This is a genomic window from Danxiaibacter flavus, assembly GCF_041060425.1.
Taxonomy (GTDB): Bacteria; Bacteroidota; Bacteroidia; order Chitinophagales; family Chitinophagaceae; genus Danxiaibacter; species Danxiaibacter flavus.
The window spans coordinates 325894-339958 of sequence record NZ_JAULBC010000001.1; the positions used below are offsets into that span (position 1 = coordinate 325894).

13 protein-coding genes and 1 tRNA gene are annotated in these 14065 nt (G+C 41.7%); 8 read left to right on the forward strand and 6 right to left on the reverse strand.

The window, feature by feature from the left end:
* Positions 1–30: 30 nt before the first annotated feature.
* The 5 genes from QTN47_RS01290 (at position 31) to QTN47_RS01310 (ending at position 4390) form a co-directional block, all read left to right on the forward strand.
* Positions 31–858, forward strand: a complete 828-nt coding sequence (locus QTN47_RS01290; protein ID WP_369327495.1) for a penicillin-binding transpeptidase domain-containing protein — start codon at positions 31–33, stop codon at positions 856–858.
* A 230-nt stretch (positions 859–1088) separates the two neighbouring features.
* Positions 1089–2090, forward strand: coding sequence for a VWA domain-containing protein (locus QTN47_RS01295; protein WP_369327496.1), 1002 nt, complete (start codon positions 1089–1091; stop codon positions 2088–2090).
* Positions 2087–2725: a tetratricopeptide repeat protein gene (locus tag QTN47_RS01300; RefSeq protein WP_369327497.1), complete on the forward strand. Its 639-nt coding sequence runs from the start codon at positions 2087–2089 to the stop codon at positions 2723–2725. Before QTN47_RS01295 ends, QTN47_RS01300 begins: the two co-directional genes overlap by 4 nt.
* A 220-nt stretch (positions 2726–2945) precedes the next feature.
* Positions 2946–3701 (forward strand): hypothetical protein, encoded by a 756-nt coding sequence (locus QTN47_RS01305; protein WP_369327498.1) that lies wholly within the window; start codon positions 2946–2948, stop codon positions 3699–3701.
* A gap of 242 nt (positions 3702–3943) precedes the next feature.
* Entirely contained in the window at positions 3944–4390 is a 447-nt protein-coding gene (locus tag QTN47_RS01310; protein ID WP_369327499.1) for an META domain-containing protein, read from the forward strand.
* Positions 4391–4459: 69 nt separating this feature from the next.
* Here the strand turns inward: QTN47_RS01310 and QTN47_RS01315 are convergent.
* The 4 genes from QTN47_RS01315 to ispG all read right to left on the reverse strand — a co-directional run bounded on the left by QTN47_RS01315 (position 4460) and on the right by ispG (position 8265).
* Positions 4460–4531 (reverse strand) — tRNA-Arg (locus QTN47_RS01315).
* Between the two features lie 76 nt (positions 4532–4607).
* Positions 4608–5615, reverse strand: a complete 1008-nt coding sequence (locus tag QTN47_RS01320; protein ID WP_369327500.1) for a retropepsin-like aspartic protease — start codon at positions 5613–5615, stop codon at positions 4608–4610.
* Between the two features lie 60 nt (positions 5616–5675).
* Positions 5676–6203, reverse strand: a complete 528-nt coding sequence (locus QTN47_RS01325; RefSeq protein ID WP_369327501.1) for a YceI family protein — start codon at positions 6201–6203, stop codon at positions 5676–5678.
* A 19-nt stretch (positions 6204–6222) separates the two neighbouring features.
* Complete coding sequence (gene ispG, locus QTN47_RS01330; RefSeq protein WP_369327502.1) at positions 6223–8265, reverse strand: (E)-4-hydroxy-3-methylbut-2-enyl-diphosphate synthase; 2043 nt, start codon at positions 8263–8265, stop codon at positions 6223–6225.
* A gap of 177 nt (positions 8266–8442) precedes the next feature.
* Here ispG and trmD point away from each other — a divergent pair, with 177 nt between their 5' ends.
* Both trmD and ade read left to right on the forward strand, forming a co-directional pair.
* Positions 8443–9126: a tRNA (guanosine(37)-N1)-methyltransferase TrmD gene (gene trmD / locus QTN47_RS01335; protein ID WP_369327503.1), complete on the forward strand. Its 684-nt coding sequence runs from the start codon at positions 8443–8445 to the stop codon at positions 9124–9126.
* 530 nt (positions 9127–9656) lie between these two features.
* Positions 9657–11288 carry an adenine deaminase gene (gene ade / locus QTN47_RS01340; protein WP_369327504.1) on the forward strand — a complete coding sequence of 544 codons (1632 nt, stop codon included), beginning with the start codon at positions 9657–9659 and terminating at the stop codon, positions 11286–11288.
* Positions 11289–11299: 11 nt separating this feature from the next.
* On the opposite strand, the gene QTN47_RS01345 is transcribed toward ade, so the two are convergent.
* Positions 11300–11722 (reverse strand): FxLYD domain-containing protein, encoded by a 423-nt coding sequence (locus QTN47_RS01345; RefSeq protein ID WP_369327505.1) that lies wholly within the window; start codon positions 11720–11722, stop codon positions 11300–11302.
* A 162-nt stretch (positions 11723–11884) separates the two neighbouring features.
* On the reverse strand, positions 11885–12976 hold the full coding sequence (locus QTN47_RS01350; protein ID WP_369327506.1) for an anhydro-N-acetylmuramic acid kinase: 1092 nt from the start codon (positions 12974–12976) through the stop codon (positions 11885–11887).
* 403 nt (positions 12977–13379) lie between these two features.
* Between QTN47_RS01350 and upp the strand changes: the two genes are divergently transcribed.
* The gene (gene upp / locus QTN47_RS01355) at positions 13380–14033 is read left to right on the forward strand and encodes a uracil phosphoribosyltransferase (protein ID WP_369327507.1); all 654 of its coding nucleotides are present in this window, start codon (positions 13380–13382) and stop codon (positions 14031–14033) included.
* The last annotated feature ends 32 nt before the right edge of the window (positions 14034–14065 follow it).

Here is a 14065-nt window from a genome sequence, read left to right on the forward strand (position 1 = left end):
CTTTTAGTGTTCATTCATTAAATTATAAGTATGAAGAAGTTATACAATGTGAGTTTGGCATTGGTGGCATTTGTAATGGTTTTTGCTTCATGTAATCAGAACAATGTAACTGTTGATAACAGTATTCAAAAGTATTTTGACGAGAATAAAGTAACAGGCACATTCGGCATGTTCGATAATGGACAGGGACAGTTTACAATTTATAACCTGTCCCGCTTCAAGGATTCTACTTACCTGCCGGCGTCAACATTTAAAATTGTGAACTCGCTGGTCGGCCTGGAAACCGGTCGTATTTCTAACGAGAACATGGTGATCAAATGGGATAGTGTTGTGAGAGATGTTGCTGCATGGAATAAAGACCTGACCATGAAAGAAGCGTTCAAAGTTTCAGCTGTTCCTTATTACCAGGAAGTTGCACGCAGAATAGGGAAAGATACCATGCAACACTGGTTAGATACGCTGGGCTATGGTGCCAAACACGGCAAAGCTGTGATTAAAACAATTGATACCTTCTGGCTGGATAACTCGGTTAAAGTAACTGCAGATGAGCAATTGGGACTTGTTAAAAAGTTGTACTTCGACCAGTTACCATTCCGCAAACAGACTACGCAGGAAATCGTTAAGCGTGTAATGCTGCAGGAAGACAATGCCAATTATAAGCTGAGTTACAAAACAGGTTGGGGGTACCGCGAAAATGGTAACGCACTGGGTTGGATTATTGGTTGGATAGAAGAGAACAAACATCCCTATTTCTTTGTGCTGAATGTTGAAGGTCCGAAAGATACCAATCCCGAGGTTCGTATAAATATTCTCAAAGCTGTGTTAAAACAGTACGGGTTTATGGAAGGGAAGAAATAGCTGTGAGCTATCAGCTATCAGCAATGAGCTTGTTCTGTCGCTCTAAATGTGATAGGTCTTAAAAATGATAGGGGGAACAATTTTTGTTCCGAGTAGTGCATTGTTTTTAAATGATAGTTTAGGAATGAATTTTGTTCGATCTTAGTTACCATTTTCAAAAGTTGAGAGCTGATAGCTAATGGCTGATAGCTGACAGCTCAAAGCGTTTAGATCATCATTACATTTTGCCCATGTTTTCTTTTCAACATATAGAATTTTTATTGGGATTGATTTTGATCGTGCCTTTGGTGCTGCTTTTTCTGAATGTGCTGTACTGGAAGAAAAAAGTAAAAAAAGCATTGGGGGATGAGGAGTTGATTGAAGGGCTGACAAAACAATACTCAAAATCATTATTCAGGCTTAAATTCATTTTTTTGGCTGCTGCCGTTGTATTGTTGGTGTTCGCAGGTGCCAATCTGCGTAAGCCAGCAACCGGTGATAAAGAGAAACGTGCAGGCATAGATGTGATGATTGCGCTGGATGTGAGCAAGAGTATGCTTAGTGAAGATGTAAAACCTTCACGCCTGGTAAAGGCAAAACAGTTGGTGAGCTTGATGATTGACAGGCTGCAGGATAACCGCATAGGCTTTGTGGTTTTCGCCGGGCAGGCTTATCTTCAGATGCCGCTGACTTCAGATGCCGCCGCAGCAAAAATATTTGTAAGCAATGCATCGCCTGATGCAGTTCCCATGCAGGGGACAGTAGTTAGCGATGCGCTGAAGTTGTGTGACAATTCGCTCGATACAAAAGAAAAAAAATATAAAGCTGTTATATTGATAACCGATGGAGAAGATCATGATACCAAGACCGAGCAGATCCTGCAGCAATTGTATGATCACGGCGTGATTGTTCATACGGTGGGAGTGGGTACAGCGGAAGGTTCGACCATTATAGATCCAGTGACAGGCCAGGCAAAACGGGACAACAATGGTCAGACCGTTATCTCTAAACTGAATGAAAAGGAATTGGAACTGATCGCATCCAAAACCGGAGGAACTTATCACAGACTGGATAATACAGTTGATGCGGTAAACGATATAACCGGTGTTTTGGATAATATGGACAAAAAGCTCATCAACGGTGAAGGAAATGAACGGCAATACGCGTCCTTTTTTCCTTTTTTTATAGCTTTTGCGCTATTGGTGCTTTTATCCGAACTATTTATTCCTGAAACAAAAAAGGAGAAAAATTGAAGTTTTGCTATATCATACTAATCATTTTCCTTCCCTTTTACGCAATCGCACAAAAAGGGGACTTACTTGTAAATAAAGGCAACGATGCCTACAAGAAAGGTGAATTTGACAAGGCGGAAGCTGATTATCGCAAGGCGCTGACGAAAGAAAAGAACAATACAGCAGCAATGTTTAATCTCGGTAATGCGCTGCAACAGCAAAACAAAAATGATGACGCCGATAAACAGTACGCCGATTTGTTGAGTGACAATAATTTGTCCGCTGATGTAAAAAGAAATACGTATTATAATAAAGGGGTGAACTTTGTAAAACAGAAAAAATTGCCAGAGGCTGCAGATGCATTTAAACAATCGCTGAAAATAGATCCTACAGATAACAATACAAGAGAAAATTTGCAAAAGGTTTTAGATGAGTTGAAAAAACAACAGCAACAGCAGCAACAGCAACAACCGAAAAAACAAAAGGAGGAGAAGAAGAAGGATCAGCAAAAACAGCAACCCCATGAACCCAAACCGAATTTATCCATGCAAAAGGCTGAGCAATTGCTGGATCAGTTGAGAGAGAAAGAAAAGCAGCTGCAAAACCAGGTGCAAAAACAACGGACAACGAATCAACAACCAGATAAGGACTGGTAGTGTGTTAATGGAGAATTGAAAATTGACAATTCAGGTCATGCTTAAATCGTTCGGACAGGCGGAATTTCAAATGGGCAGAAATTACTTTAATTCATATCTGCACTTATAACGTAACACGTAAAACTTATAACTTAAAACGTATAACGTAAAACGTATAACTTACAACTTGTAGATCACATCACCGCTGAAAGCTGATAGCTGACAGCTGAAAGCCAATACCATGTTTAGAAAAATATTTCTCGCTGCAGCTCTTATGTGCCTGGTCTTTGCATCCTGCCTGGATACGGAGGAAAAAATCTCACTGAATGCAGATAACAGTGGTACCTATCAATTGAATATGGATATGAGTAAAATGCTTGAGCAGATGAAAGCATTTATGCCACAATCTGATTCTCTGTTCCCGGCCGATGAACAAGACAGGGTAGTGCCCCTGGTACAGCTGATTGATTCTGCATCTGCTCAGCAACAAGCATTGTTTAAAGAAGGAACAATGCTTGTGCATTCTAATAAAGACAGTAATGAACTCTCATTAACCTTTGTTGTTCCATTCAAAAATACCGACGACCTGGCCGCTATAAAAAAGCATTTGTTTGAGTTGGTCGACGTTAAAAAAATATCAGAAGGAATGGCTGGTGCAGGAGGAATTGGAGACGAAGCCGTTAAGGGAATGGCCATCATTGCACCTACTTCAACCGGATTTACTTTCACTGCCGGCAAACATGAAATCAGCAATCAGTTAAGCCAACGAAGCTCTCTTGATAGCCTGTTGAGCGATCAATCCGTGCAGCAGTTCAGAATGCTGAGTTTTATGGGTGGTATCAACTACAAGACTGTTCTTGAATTACCGTCTCCGGTTAAAAATTATAAAGGACAGGCTGCCAACATCTCCGACGATAAGAAGACGGTGACTTTCACCAATACACTCAATGAATTGTTTGATACGCCCGATGCATTTGAATATAAGGTTGATTGGTAGGGGCGGGGAGCTGGTAGCTATAAGGCTTTAGGTATCAGGTATCAGTGTAAGGTGTAAGGTGTAAGGTGTAAGGTGTAAGGTATCAGGTGTAAGGTATAAGGCGTAAGGAGAGGGAATGGTGTTATCGCTTTATGGAACATGAAACTGTTTCAATCCTTAAATCACCAAAATCCTCAAAAATCCTGGTCCTGCTTTGAACTGCAAAATCTAAATATTATTTTTAGATACCTAAACGTTCTGATATGAAAAAGAACTTTTCTTCAATAACCCTGATGACGCTGCCATTGGTATTTTTCATATGCCTTCATGCAAACTGTTCTCCGAAAGCCCCGGCAGGGCCGACGCTGACGGGTACATTCTGGCAATTATCTCACGCGCGGGAGGTGACATACAAGCCTGCCAAAGGTGTTCATAAAGTGTATATTACGCTTGATGAAAGCAATAAAGTAAGTGGCTTTTTGGGCTGCAATAACCTGGTCGGCAGTTATGATATTTCAGGAGGTAAAGCGTCTATAAAATTTCAGGCTGCTTCCACACGCATGATCTGCCCCGGTGAAGCAATGAAGATTGAAGATGCACTTAACGCAGCACTTTCGGCAGCAACGCAGTATCACATTGAGGGAAACACATTAACCCTGATGAATGATTACGGAACAGTAGTGGCAGACTTTGTAGCCGGGCAGAAATAACTCAATTGAATAACTGCAGAAATCTGTATAAAAAAAGATCATTTTTTCAATGATCTTTTTTGTGTTAGGTGGCTTCGCCAGGAATCGAACCTGGATCTGGAGCTTCGGAAACTCTTATACTATCCATTGTACTACGAAGCCAAATGGTGGCAAAAGTAAAGGAATAACCTTTTATTGACAACTTAATTATAACTGCGTTAAGTTCCGGAAAACGACGCTATTTCGTTAGTATCAGCAACCCTTTTTGGTTGTTTAATTCCCAGTTCGCGAATTTATTCAGCAGTGCTTTGCCTGCGATGATCTTTTTGCCTTTTTCAGTAACCGCCACAACCACATTGTCAATAGAATAATTGCCAACCTGAATATTGTTTAGTCTGTATTTCCTGCAGGTATCCACCGCGCCGTTGGCCATTTCATATTCACCGGTTCCAATGTAATTCGAAAGCATGTTTTCTTTCTTTAACTTTTCTTCCATGTCTTTGTTGATAAGCATGTCCGAAGCTCCCGTATCCAGCAGCCAAACCAGCGTTTCATCTCCCATTTTAATTTTAATAAAGCTCATGCCGCCAAGGTTCAAAACATTTACGCTATCCGCCAGCGGGCCTTTTACATCATTTCTGGCTCTTGAGGTCCAGTTTTTTTCTTCCTCGTTCTCTGTTTGAAAAGGATCGCCGCATTTATACATTACTTCATAAAATAACATTGAATTGGGGTTCTCTAAAGTTTTTATTTCAGCGTCAGTCAGTTTGTTTGTTTTGATGAGATCAAGCTGGCACCGGCAGAATTTTTCAACACGCTGTGGGTTTAAAGATTTTTCTGTGGTTGCCTGAATGTTCTCCATACAACCCTTAACAAACTCCTCTTCAAACCCATCCGCCTGTAAAAGCATTGATTGCCCTGTGCTGGTAAGACATTCCTGGATGTCTTTTTCAACTGCAGGATCTTCCTTCAAAAGACCTGGCAAATCAACAATGCCATTCTTTGTAAAACTTTTATACTGTTTCGCGCTAAAACGGCGGTCAAGTTTATCAACCTGGCAGTTGCAAGCAGCAACCGCGGCCTGATTGCTGTTGTCTTTGTGAAGGGATCTGAGACAGCTGCCGATTAACTGTTTGCGGTTGAGTATGGGCTTGCCTTCTTTAGTTTTAACATACAAGCTCTGGGCTGGCAAGTTTAAAGAAAACAGTACCATCATTCCCCAAAGTAGTACGGAATGTTTGTGCATAAAATTTTGCGCTTAAATAAAGGTTATTGGTTAGAATTGAATGCAGATGAATAAGTGATGTTAAGGCAGGGCATTTACCTTTAGCGTGACCTTTACAATATCACTCATAACCATGCTTCCTCCGCCTACGCCATAATCTCTCCTGTTGATAGAGAAGGTAGCGTTAAACTGATAGCCGTTTGACGTTTGGTCGACTGTGAACGGAATAGTTATGTTTTTTGTTTTGTTCTTTATTGTAAGATTGCCTGTTGCGGAGTACTGCCCGTTTGAGCCGGTAATCCCCGAGCTTGTAAAGGTGATATTGGGATATTTACCTACGTCAAAATATTCTTCTTTTCTAAGATGACTATCTCTCATATCGTTGTCAGTGTTAATACTGTTCGCATCAATAGTAACATTGAAATATGATGTAGCCGGATTTTCCGGAACCCACTTGATGGCTCCTTTAAGACCTTTGAATTCTCCTCTTGTTGCAAGACCAAAATTGTTTATTGAAAACGTAACAGATTTTTCGGCGTCTACCGGTTTTAAATCCACAAAGGCAGTCAGGCCAATAAACAATGCTACCAGGCAAAAAATATTCTTCATGCAAATGTTTTAAAAGAGATTAAGCAATTGGTGCCAAATTAGCCATGGGCTGGGGTTCTACCCATGCATCACTTTCTTTTAAAAGATTGATCAGTTCTTCTACGGCAACATCACTATCAACATTTCTTTTTACCACTTCTTTGCCTTTGTATAAAGTGATCTTTCCAACACCGCTTCCTACATACCCAAAATCAGCATCAGCCATTTCGCCGGGGCCGTTTACAATGCAACCCATAATTGCAATCTTAACGCCTTTCAGGTGATTGGTGACTGAACGGATTTTTGCCGTAGTTTCCTGCAGGTCGAATAATGTTCGTCCGCATGAAGGGCAGGAAATATATTCTGTTTTGGAAATACGTGTACGAGTAGCCTGTAAAATAGTAAAGGCTGTGTTGTTGATGAATTGCTCCACCGATTTGTTCTGCAAATAGTTGCGGCCGGATGCATTCATCTTTTCGTAATTCTCAGAAGCTAAAGCATAGCTGGCGGCTGTCATGCCCAGGCAAATACCGTCACCAAAGCCGTCGAGGAATAAGGCTCCGCATTCTGTTGAATAGTGAATGAGATGTTCGTCAGTTGAATGCCAGTAGCTGTCTGTAGTAATAATAACCGGGTTGTTGATATTGTTATTCATCAGCTCCATAAACATTCTGCGTATGGCAGGCATGCTGTGTTTGTTGGTTGATGAAAGACATAAAACCGCAGTTTCGTCGTTGGCAATATCTGCGAGATAAGTATAATTATTGATAGGGGTTTCATCACTAAAGCAGTCAACCATCACAAAATTCAACATATTGCTTTTTGATGAAGCTGCAGCAAAACCGCTATCCTGGAATATCGGGAAGTATTTGGTTTTGTCTTCAGCAAGCTCCCATGTGGCTGGGTAAACAATTACCTTAAGTGTTCCCGGTAAAGCAAAGTCAAGCAGCTGATGTCCCGTAAAAATATAGTCGGCAGCGGCATCACTTATGTTCCACTTATCTGAAGCCTCGTCATAAGTATAGCCTACACTTTCCAGTTGTTTGGGCGTAATTTCTTTTAACTTGCTCAGATCTGCAATAACAACCGGAACATGTTTCGAGCCGATATTATCTACCTGGAAGGTCTTTCTCCTATTATGGTTGAACGGATCATAAGGGATTTTTTCAACCGGCGGAATGCTTTCACTTTTTGCAGGCTCTCCTGTATACCGTTTTACAAGATCCTTACAAACGGGGATTTCAAATTCCGGGTCTTCAGTAAGTGAAACACGAATGGTATCACCAATGCCATCTTCCAGTAAAGTGCCTATGCCGGCAGCGCTTTTCACCCTGCCATCTTCGCCGTCGCCAGCTTCCGTTACACCCAGGTGGAGTGGATAGCATTCACTGAATTCCTGTGTCATTTGTTGAATCAACAGGCGGTAAGCTTGTACCATTACCTGCGGGTTACTGGCTTTCATACTCAACACAATGTTATGATAGTTTTCGTCCCTTGCAATACGCAAAAACTCCATTGCACTTTCCACCATTCCCATGGGCGTATCGCCGTAACGGCTCATAATCCTGTCGCTCAAAGAACCATGGTTTGTACCAATCCGCATGGCGGTACCATATTCTTTACAGATCTTAATGAGCGGAGTAAAGCGGGTGCGGATCCGTTCAATTTCTTCGTTGTATTCTGCGTCGGTATATTCAATAAAATCAAACTTCTTTTTGTCTACGTAATTGCCCGGATTCACTCGTACTTTTTCAATAATTCTTGCTGCGATTTCTGCTGCATTCGGTGTAAAGTGAATATCTGCAACCAGTGGAGTTGTATAACCTCTTTTGCGTAGTTCGTTCTTTATATTAAGCAGGTTTTCGGCTTCTTTTTTTGAAGGAGCGGTAATGCGCACAAGCTCAGCCCCGGCTTCAATGCAACGTATGGTCTGTTCAACTGTACCAATTGTGTCCATTGTATCCGTCGTTGTCATTGTTTGTAACCGTATCGGGTTAAAATTGCCCAGCGTAAGATCTCCAATCTTTACTTCTAAAGTCTTCAGACGGCTGTATGTGGTAAGTGAGTTACAATATAATTGCATAAAATCTTCTTTCTAGAATGTAGCAAAAATAATGAATAGAGAAACTCAATTCCTGCCGGTACATAAGTTTAGCGGCTTGTTGGCAGTTAAGAGAGAATAATAAGCGCTCAATGAGGATTTTATAATACGAAAATTATCTTTGCCGGATGAGCACATCTGCTCAATAAAGAAAGTTACATGAAAATAGACATCATAACCGTAGTGCCTGAATTGCTGGAGAGCCCTTTAAGTCATAGTATTATGAAGCGCGCCCGGGAAAAAGGGTTGCTGGAAGTGAATTTGCATAATTTAAGGAAATGGGCCATTAATAAATACGGGCAGGTGGATGATTACCAATATGGGGGCGGTGCAGGTATGGTAATGATGTGCGAGCCATTAGTTAATGCAATCGAAGAACTTCAGAAAGATACGTCTTACGACGAAATAATATATATGACGCCCGATGGCGGCACTTTTAACCAGCGTACGGCAAATAATCTGTCTCTTAAAGAAAATGTTTTGATTATTTGTGGACATTACAAAGGCATAGACCAGCGGATCCGTGATCACTATGTTACAATGGAGATTTCTATTGGAGATTATGTTTTGAGCGGGGGAGAATTGGCCGCTGCGGTTGTTGTAGACGCGGTTGGAAGATTACTACCGGGGGTGTTAAACGATGAAACATCGGCGTTAACAGATTCTTTTCAGGATAATTTACTTGCTCCTCCGGTGTATACACGCCCCGAAAATTTTAATGGATGGGAGGTTCCAGCGGTCCTCTTAAGCGGAGACCCTAAAAAGGTAGACCAATGGAGGTATGAACAATCCCTTGCAAATACCAGGCTGCGGAGGCCTGATCTGCTAAAAGACGATCTGTAACTGTGACTATTACAGATAACTTATAAATCAGCTTAAATAAATGAATAATACTCCTAAGAGGTTAATTGTGTCCGATTCGGATATGGTAAAGTCTTTGTAAAGTATTTTGGTAAAAAAAGTCTTCTGATATTTGTGGTACAATATCCTTGGGAAAAGTCCCGTTTTAGATTCCAATATCTAAGTCCAATATCTAAAAATCCAGTATTCAGAAATCCAGTATGTCCGTGGAAAACCAGTAGCTAAACAATACTAGATTGTTTAGTTGTAAAATGTAAGTTCTAGTAATAGGAAACCATTAAGGCCCTGCTCCAGCGGGGCCTTAAGTTTTATTATTCTTCCCCGCAATTATTTTTTGCTTTCTCTGATGATATTATTGCAGTCCAATTGATTGTGTAACAGAATTATGTCGCATGCGTCTGCATAACCGGCTCTTTTCCCAAGCCATTATTTAAGATCCGTTTTCAAAAAAATGATCACCTTTGATCCGGTTAGCGCCGAAAGGCGCACTTCTTTTAAATCGAAAAATAGCTATGCAAGCCAATTCTTTCAGTATCAAGGCAAATCTGGCAGATGTCTGGAAAAAAGAAATCTATCCCGCGGAAATAAAAGTGGAAAATGGGAGGATTGCCGCCATTTGTCCTATTGAAGAGGAGCAGTCAATATATGTCCTTCCGGGTTTTGTTGATAGCCATGTTCATATTGAAAGTAGTTTACTGATCCCTGTGGAATTTGCCCGGCTGGCGGTTACACATGGAACCGTTGCCACCGTGAGTGATCCGCATGAAATTGCCAATGTTTGTGGTATGGCGGGCGTAGATTTTATGATTGCAAACGGTAAAAAAACGCCTTTTAAATTTTATTTCGGTGCGCCAAGTTGCGTGCCCGCGACCAGCTTTGAAACGGCTGGCGCAACATTGGAAAGTGATGATGTGAAAGCACTTCTCCAGCGGCCGGAGATTAAATACCTAAGCGAAATGATGAATTTTCCAGGTGTGCTAAATGGCGACGAGGAAGTCATGAAGAAATTAAAGGCTGCGCATGATCTGGATAAGCCTGTTGACGGTCATGCGCCGGGTTTGCGGGGCGAAATGGCAAAAAAATATATAGACGCCGGTATTTCAACTGATCATGAGTGTTTCACAGCAGAAGAAGCATTGGACAAGATCGGGTATGGTATGAAAATTCTGATAAGGGAAGGTAGTGCCGCAAAGAATTTTGAGGCGCTCGCAGATCTTTTGCATGAACATGCGGATGTAATAATGTTTTGTAGTGATGATAAACATCCTGACAGTTTGATTCTTGGTCACATAAACCAGCTTTGTGCAAGGGCAGTTGCAAAAGGGATTTCATTATTTAACGTGCTACAGGCCGCCTGCGTAAACCCTGTTCAGCACTACAAACTAGACGTTGGACTGCTGCGCGTAGCGGACCCTGCAGACTTTATTGCAGTAAATGATTTGAAAGATTTTAAAGTAGTACAAACCTATATAGGAGGCAACCTGGTTGCGGAAAACGGCAGCTCAAAAATTCAATCAGCCCAGGTTTCAGCGATTAATTTTTTTGACTGTGATCCAATTCAAACCGATGACATCCAAGTAAAGGCAGCTGGCAAGAGTTTCATTGATGTTATAGAAGCGCTTGATGGCCAGCTGATCACCAATAAATTGAGTTCATCACCCAGGATTGTTGATGGATACGTCTCCTCCGATACAGACTGCGATATTTTAAAACTGGTGGTTGTAAACAGATATAAAAAGGCACCGGTGGCCGTTTCTTTTATTAAGAATTTCGGAATAAAACAGGGTGCGATCGCATCAAGTGTGGCGCATGATAGTCACAATGTAATTGCTGTTGGGGCTGATGATGAGTCTTTGGTCCGGGCTGTAAACCTGGTCGTAAAAGAAAAAGGCGGGCTTAGTTGTGTGTCTGAAAATGCCGAGAAAATACTGCCGTTACCGGTAGCGGGCTTGATGACCACAGATGATGGCTACAGCGTTGCTGAAGCTTACACATCACTTGATAATATGGCTAAAATTACCTTGGGTTCAACCCTGGCATCGCCTTATATGACATTAAGCTTTATGGCTCTTTTAGTTATTCCGCATTTAAAGTTGAGTGATAAAGGCCTGTTTGATGGGGATACTTTCAGCTTTGTTAACTAAGTAAAGTGTCGTTATTTCTTTTCTTCTGCAGCTGCACTCATAATACTCAGCGCAACGCTGTCGGTGCCTTTTGGAGTGCCATAACGCGCTTTAAATTTCATGGATTGTCCGGCTGGTAATAACTTTCCATACACATCTTCATGGTTGGCTACCAATGCTCCTGCTTTGTTGTAAAAGAGCATTTTTACCCGGATGTTTTTATAGCCGGTAACCGTTGCTTTGTTCATTATTGTTCCTTTCACCACTGTTTGGCCAAACAGGTTGCGCCGGTCATCCCCTGCAATCTGCAAGAAGTTTACAGGATTTTTTTGTTCCTTTTTCGCCAGGCTTTCCTTTTGTTGTGCATAAACCTGGTCCTCAGTAGAGTCGGCGTTTTTGCAACTATAAAAAAAGGTGATTATTGATAAAAACAGCAGAGCTGGAATTCGCTTCATGAATGATGGGAGTTTAAATAAAGATAAGGCGGAAAGAGCGTAAGATGTGTAAGACATGTAAGACCGTAAGATAGTAAGACAGTAAGATGGGGGGAAGAAAAAGGGTTCTGGAGGTTGTGGCCTTTCAAAACCCTGGAGAAGTTAAAATGTACATTATCTGAATTAAGCTTCCTGGCCGATCCATACTGCGCCGCCGATGCTGTCACGGGTGGCACCGGTAACCGAACTCAGCGTAGTGTTTTCTTCACGCCATCTCAATATTCCCAGGAGCGCCATAATCAATGCTTCTTTGTATTGAATTGTCAGTTCATCCGGAACAATCACTTTTATGTTTAACGGACTTAATACTGCAGAAAGTCTGTTTACCAGGAAAGTATTAAATGCTCCTCCGCCGGTAACAAGGAGTTGTTTTTCAGATGAAGGCTGATGTAAGCCATTCAGGCTGTATGCGACCTGCTGAGCTATGTGCTCGGTATATGTTCTGAGCGCATCAGGAGTTGAAAGGCCAAACGACTCTACCAATGGGTAAATAACGTCTGTTCCAAATGTGTTAGCAAGCGATTTGGGGTATGATTTCTTATAATACTCCTGGTTGTTTAGTGCCGTAAGAAGAGGTGTATGAATTGCTCCGGCAGCTGCCATCGCGCCATTTTCGTCAAATTCTTTTCCTTCTTTCGTGGCAAGCATATTCAAAATACGGTTGGCTGCACAGACATCAAAAGCAACTGTCCCGGATTCTTTTTTTACTGAGATATTGGAGATTCCGCCGATGTTTAGCAAATAATCATAGTCGGTAAATAGCAATTTCTCACCCATGGGAACGATCGGCGCGCCCTGACCATTTAGCGCAACGTCCATCGATCGAAGGTCGCTTACGACATTGATACCAGTTAACGCGGCAATCACTGATCCGTCTCCCAATTGTGCCGTTAATCCCAGTTCTGGTTCGTGGAAGGTGGTATGACCGTGTGAAGCTACCAACTGAATGCGATGATGCAGATGATTGGTTTCGACAAATTCATTAATCGAGGTGGCAATATATTTCCCAAGATCTTTATGTAACAGCAGATAGTCTCTTGCATTCAGCGAAGTGGCGTTTTGTAATCTTTCTTTCAGTTCCAGTGCGAATGGATAACAATGCGCTTTTTTTATCTCATAACTCCATTTTCCGCCGCTATCATCAAGTTCGGTGAAAGCTACATCAAGCCCGTCAATAGAAGAACCGCTCATTATGCCAATTACTCTGTAAACCATATTCAAATATTTATAACTCAAATAATATTGCTGTGCGATCTCGTTATTGTAATTTCCTGCTCTGCATCAGCAATTACGCCGCAAAGGAAAACTATAATGTTTAAAGTTTAGATATAATGTTTTAAACCATTTTTTCCTGCGTTCAGAAAATTGTACCGATCAACTATTTTTTTTGAAGGGTTGAGGAATTTTTAACCAAAAAAACTGACTGATGAGGATCACTGAATTGCCAGCTTAAACAATTAAATTCCAACGGGCTGCAACAGCTTTTTAAAGGCTCTTTTTGTTGCAGGGAGAGCAAACTGGTCCCGGGTGTTAAAAAAAGCTATTTGGCAGGGTTCCAGATGGTCGTTTTTTTCTTTTCTGACTTATCGCTTACCATTATTCCGCTTATCTTAGCGGCATGGTAATCAACCTTAGCGACGAGCATAGCCTGGTTAGCAACTGGGTGAGCGAATTAAGAAATGTTGAAATTCAAACCGATCGCATGCGTTTCAGGCGTAATCTTGAGCGCATAGGAGAGGTAGCCGCTTATGAAATAAGCAAAACGCTCGCGTGGAAAGAGGAAGAAGTACAAACGCCATTGGGCGCTCATACAGCTAAGGTATTGCTGGAACAACCGGTAATTGCGACAATTTTACGCGCAGGATTACCGTTACACAACGGAGTTCTCAATTATTTCGACAAGGCAGACAATGCTTTTGTATCAGCATACCGCAAACACCATCGTGATGGTTCGTTCGATATCAATCTTGAATACTTGAGCTCTCCTGCGATAGAAGGGCGTGTGTTGATAATAAGTGATCCGATGCTGGCTACCGGCGCATCCCTGGTTAAAACTATTGAAGCCATAAAAAACGAAGGTGAACCCGCCGAAATTCACGTTGTAGTGGCTATTGCCTGCACTGTGGGCATTGAGTATGTGCACCGCGAAGCTGGCGAGGAAATTAAGATCTGGTGTGGAGATATTGATGATGAACTGACAGCCAAAGGCTATATTGTTCCCGGATTGGGAGATGCGGGTGATCTTGCCTTCGGCCCTAAAAATCAGTTCTAATTAAGATCTTTTTCCTAATTTTAGCGACCATA

What these genes read in the sequence shown, in the direction of transcription:
- QTN47_RS01305 (WP_369327498.1), top strand. Translation starts at nt 2,946, where the DNA reads ATGTTTAGAAAAATATTTCTCGCTGCAGCTCTTATGTGCCTGGTCTTT.
- ispG (WP_369327502.1), bottom strand. Translation starts at nt 8,265, where the DNA reads ATGCAATTATATTGTAACTCACTTACCACATACAGCCGTCTGAAGACT.
- upp (WP_369327507.1), top strand. Translation starts at nt 13,380, where the DNA reads ATGGTAATCAACCTTAGCGACGAGCATAGCCTGGTTAGCAACTGGGTG.
- QTN47_RS01310 (WP_369327499.1), top strand. Translation starts at nt 3,944, where the DNA reads ATGAAAAAGAACTTTTCTTCAATAACCCTGATGACGCTGCCATTGGTA.
- QTN47_RS01325 (WP_369327501.1), bottom strand. Translation starts at nt 6,203, where the DNA reads ATGAAGAATATTTTTTGCCTGGTAGCATTGTTTATTGGCCTGACTGCC.
- ade (WP_369327504.1), top strand. Translation starts at nt 9,657, where the DNA reads ATGCAAGCCAATTCTTTCAGTATCAAGGCAAATCTGGCAGATGTCTGG.
- QTN47_RS01290 (WP_369327495.1), top strand. Translation starts at nt 31, where the DNA reads ATGAAGAAGTTATACAATGTGAGTTTGGCATTGGTGGCATTTGTAATG.
- QTN47_RS01350 (WP_369327506.1), bottom strand. Translation starts at nt 12,976, where the DNA reads ATGGTTTACAGAGTAATTGGCATAATGAGCGGTTCTTCTATTGACGGG.
- QTN47_RS01295 (WP_369327496.1), top strand. Translation starts at nt 1,089, where the DNA reads ATGTTTTCTTTTCAACATATAGAATTTTTATTGGGATTGATTTTGATC.
- QTN47_RS01345 (WP_369327505.1), bottom strand. Translation starts at nt 11,722, where the DNA reads ATGAAGCGAATTCCAGCTCTGCTGTTTTTATCAATAATCACCTTTTTT.
- QTN47_RS01320 (WP_369327500.1), bottom strand. Translation starts at nt 5,615, where the DNA reads ATGCACAAACATTCCGTACTACTTTGGGGAATGATGGTACTGTTTTCT.
- trmD (WP_369327503.1), top strand. Translation starts at nt 8,443, where the DNA reads ATGAAAATAGACATCATAACCGTAGTGCCTGAATTGCTGGAGAGCCCT.